Source organism: Burkholderia sp. AU30198 (assembly GCF_020419825.1).
Lineage (GTDB): Bacteria > Pseudomonadota > Gammaproteobacteria > Burkholderiales > Burkholderiaceae > Burkholderia.
The window spans coordinates 1-3,029 of the sequence record NZ_JAIZSA010000048.1; the positions used below are offsets into that span (position 1 = coordinate 1).

The following is a 3,029-nucleotide window of genomic DNA, read 5'->3' on the forward strand; positions in this document are numbered from 1 at the left end:
ACAGACTTGTTATAGGATCAAGCCTTACGGGCAATTAGTATCAGTTAGCTGAACGCATTACTGCGCTTACACACCTGACCTATCAACGTCCTGGTCTCGAACGACCCTTCAAGGGGATCTAGTCCCCAGGGATATCTCATCTTAAGGCGAGTTTCCCGCTTAGATGCTTTCAGCGGTTATCTCTTCCGAACATAGCTACCCGGCGATGCCACTGGCGTGACAACCGGTACACCAGAGGTTCGTCCACTCCGGTCCTCTCGTACTAGGAGCAGCCCCCTTCAAATATCCAACGCCCACGGCAGATAGGGACCAAACTGTCTCACGACGTTTTAAACCCAGCTCACGTACCTCTTTAAATGGCGAACAGCCATACCCTTGGGACCGGCTACAGCCCCAGGATGAGATGAGCCGACATCGAGGTGCCAAACACCGCCGTCGATATGAACTCTTGGGCGGTATCAGCCTGTTATCCCCAGAGTACCTTTTATCCGTTGAGCGATGGCCCTTCCATACAGAACCACCGGATCACTATGACCTGCTTTCGCACCTGCTCGACTTGTCGGTCTCGCAGTTAAGCACGCTTATGCCATTGCACTATCAGCACGATTTCCGACCGTACCTAGCGTACCTTCGTACTCCTCCGTTACGCTTTGGGAGGAGACCGCCCCAGTCAAACTGCCTACCATGCACTGTCCCCGACCCGGATCACGGGCCAAGGTTAGAACCTCAAACAAACCAGGGTGGTATTTCAAGGACGGCTCCACCGAAACTAGCGTTCCGGTTTCATAGCCTCCCACCTATCCTACACAGATCGGTTCAAAGTCCAATGCAAAGCTACAGTAAAGGTTCATGGGGTCTTTCCGTCTAGCCGCGGGTAGATTGCATCATCACAAACACTTCAACTTCGCTGAGTCTCGGGAGGAGACAGTGTGGCCATCGTTACGCCATTCGTGCAGGTCGGAACTTACCCGACAAGGAATTTCGCTACCTTAGGACCGTTATAGTTACGGCCGCCGTTTACCGGGACTTCAATCAAGAGCTTGCACCCCATCATTTAATCTTCCGGCACCGGGCAGGCGTCACACCCTATACGTCCACTTTCGTGTTTGCAGAGTGCTGTGTTTTTATTAAACAGTCGCAGCCACCAGTTTATTGCAACCCCTTCACCCTTTGCCCGCAGGGGCATCAAGCTACAAGGGCGTACCTTATCCCGAAGTTACGGTACCAATTTGCCGAGTTCCTTCTCCCGAGTTCTCTCAAGCGCCTTAGAATACTCATCTCGCCCACCTGTGTCGGTTTGCGGTACGGTCATCGTTAGACTGAAGCTTAGAGGCTTTTCTTGGAACCACTTCCAATTGCTTCGCTCCCTAAGGAGCTCGCGCCACACCCTTGAATTCCGCGCCCGGATTTGCCTAAGCGCCTTCTCCAATGCAGCGACCGGGACTTCCAACACCCGGACAACCTTCCGCGATCCGTCCCCCCATCGCATCTAACAATGGTGCAGGAATATTGACCTGCTTCCCATCAGCTACGCATTTCTGCCTCGCCTTAGGGGCCGACTCACCCTACGCCGATGAACGTTGCGTAGGAAACCTTGGGCTTACGGCGAGGGGGCCTTTCACCCCCTTTATCGCTACTCATGTCAGCATTCGCACTTCCGATACCTCCAGCACGCTTTTCAACGCACCTTCGCAGGCTTACGGAACGCTCTCCTACCATGCGTGCAAAGCACGCATCCGCAGCTTCGGTATATAGCTTAGCCCCGTTACATCTTCCGCGCAGGACGACTCGATCAGTGAGCTATTACGCTTTCTTTAAAGGGTGGCTGCTTCTAAGCCAACCTCCTGACTGTTTTAGCCTTCCCACTTCGTTTCCCACTTAGCTATATTTGGGGACCTTAGCTGGCGGTCTGGGTTGTTTCCCTCTTGACACCGGACGTTAGCACCCGATGTCTGTCTCCCGTGATTGCACTCTTCGGTATTCGGAGTTTGCTATGGCGGGGTAATCCGCAATGGACCCCCCAACCATGACAGTGCTCTACCCCCGAAGGTGAGACACGAGGCACTACCTAAATAGTTTTCGGAGAGAACCAGCTATTTCCAAGTTTGTTTAGCCTTTCACCCCTATCCACAGCTCATCCCCTAACTTTTCAACGTTAGTGGGTTCGGACCTCCAGTACGTGTTACCGCACCTTCATCCTGGCCATGGATAGATCACTTGGTTTCGGGTCTACGCCCAGCAACTGAACGCCCTATTCGGACTCGCTTTCGCTACGCCTGCCCTATACGGTTAAGCTTGCTACTGAACGTAAGTCGCTGACCCATTATACAAAAGGTACGCCGTCACCCCTTTCGAGGCTCCGACTGTTTGTATGCATGCGGTTTCAGGATCTATTTCACTCCCCTCCCGGGGTTCTTTTCACCTTTCCCTCACGGTACTGGTTCACTATCGGTCGATCACGAGTATTTAGCCTTGGAGGATGGTCCCCCCATCTTCAGACAGGATTTCACGTGTCCCGCCCTACTTGTCGCACACCTAGTTCTTTCATACTGTTTTCGCCTACGGGGCTATCACCCGCTATGGCCGCACTTTCCAGAGCGTTCGGCTAACAATACAAATAAAGAGTGCAAGGCTCATCCCATTTCGCTCGCCACTACTTTGGGAATCTCGGTTGATTTCTTTTCCTGCGGTTACTTAGATGTTTCAGTTCACCGCGTTCGCTTCACATGGCCTATGTATTCAGCCATGGATACTCCAAAAGGAGTGGGTTTCCCCATTCGGACATCTACGGATCAAAGCTTGTTTGCCAGCTCCCCGTAGCTTTTCGCAGGCTACCGCGTCCTTCATCGCCTGTGATCGCCAAGGCATCCACCACATGCACTTGTTCGCTTGACCCTATAACGAGTCTGTCTCGTTACAGGTTGAGTTCTCGCATTTGTGCCGTATTCCAATTGAGTCAAACATAGAGTTCGAATCATCTTGAGATACATCGATACAATCACAACCCGGATAGTTTTCACGTCCATCTC

The 3,029-nt window shown here is 52.4% G+C and carries 1 rRNA gene; it reads right to left on the bottom strand.

What is annotated here, in order from left to right:
• Positions 1–13: 13 nt before the first annotated feature.
• Positions 14–2,895, bottom strand: a 23S ribosomal RNA gene (locus LGN19_RS39385).
• Between the last annotated feature and the right edge of the window lie 134 nt (positions 2,896–3,029).